Source organism: Pseudoroseomonas cervicalis ATCC 49957 (assembly GCF_000164635.1).
GTDB classification, from domain to species: Bacteria; Pseudomonadota; Alphaproteobacteria; order Acetobacterales; family Acetobacteraceae; genus Pseudoroseomonas; species Pseudoroseomonas cervicalis.
Genome location: NZ_GG770790.1, coordinates 1 through 1,430 on the forward strand (window position 1 = coordinate 1; position 1,430 = coordinate 1,430).

1 protein-coding gene is annotated in these 1,430 nt (G+C 75.1%); it reads right to left on the reverse strand.

The annotated features are described in order from the left end of the window. Positions 1-1,430, reverse strand: a 1,430-nt coding sequence (locus HMPREF0731_RS19010) for a phosphoenolpyruvate carboxylase (RefSeq protein ID WP_007005833.1), incomplete at both ends; no start/stop codon positions are given.

Below are 1,430 nucleotides of genomic sequence, written 5' to 3' on the forward strand. Positions count from 1 at the left end.
CGGGCCGGCGGCTCTGCGCCGCGCGGTCCAGCCAGGTGCCGGGGTCGAGGCTGGCGACATAGCCGCGCAGCACATCGGCATCCGACAGCGCCAGGCCGGCGCGGGCGAAGGCCAGGGCGTTGGCGAAGCGCGGACTGCCCTCCAGCAGCTCGGCGAAGGTGTCCTGCTCCTGCAGCGCCCCCTGGCCCAGCCCGTGCATCAGGTTCGCCAGGAAGCCCAGCTGTTGCAGCACGGCGTTGTTCGGGATGGCGCGCAGCTCACGCGGGTGGCGGATGGCCGCCGGCCCGCCGGCATCGCTCTGCCGGTTGACCGGGCGGGAGCCGGTGCGGTCCAGCAGCGCCGGGCCGAAGGCGCCGAGCAGCGCGGCATAGCCCGGATCCTCCACCAGCGCGCCGAAGGCGGCGCGGGCGCCGGCGAACAGGTCGGAGGCGAAGCCGCCCTCCGCGTAGACCGGATCGGGCTCGCCGCGCGGCAGGGGGGCGAAGGCGTGCTCGGCGATGCGCGCCACGGTCGCCTGCGCCAGCGCGGGGGTGCCGAACAGCAGATAGCCATCGCCGCCCTGGAAGGAGGTCTCCACCCGCACCGGGATGCCGCGCGCGGCGAAGACCGAGCGCACCGCCGGCGGGTCCAGATAGTCGAGCCGCGCCGCCAGCCCGTCCGGATGCCCGCCGCGGCCCAGCCCCTCGCCATGCGTGTCGAACAGCACCACCTCGAGCTTCGACAGCCCGTGCCGTGCCAGCAGCTCGACGATGCGCAGCTTCAGCCGCTCGATCAGATGGGTGGCGGCGACCTGGCCGACATAGCGGCCGGAATCGGAATAGCCGAATTGCAGGCAGAGCCGGCCGACGCGCGCCAGATGTGCCCGCCAATGGGGGCTGCGCAGCGCCTCCTCCACCACCCGCTCGCCGCGCCGCTCCAGCGCCTCGGCGGTCTCGAACAGGGGCGAGATCTCGACCTGGTCCTCGACGCCCGCGAGGCGCGCCAGCAGCAGGGCGGCGAGCAGGGTGTAGCCGCTCTCCGTCTCCGCCACGAGGAAGCGCACCGGCTGGCTGGCATCGACATGCTTGGTGATCTGCGCCACCGTCATCATCAGCCGCGCGGCCGAGGCCTGCTCGGCCATCAGCCCGCCAGTGTCGACCGGCTCGGCGCGCGCCTCCTCCAGCGCGGTGTTGATGGCGGCGAACAGCGCGCGGCGCCGCGCCGGATCCTCCGGCCCGCTGCCCAGATGCGCGAAGCGCAGCCGCGCCGCGTTGTGCAGCTGCGCCGCGTTCAGCCGCACATGGGTGTGCGCCAGCGACAGCCCATGCGCCACCAGCCCGGCGCGGGCGACGCAGAGGGCGAGGCGCGCCTCCTCCTCCGGCGCCGCGGCGATGGCGGCGGGGAACAGCGCCAGCAACGGCGCGGGCGTGGTCAGCGCCGCCTCGCGCCGC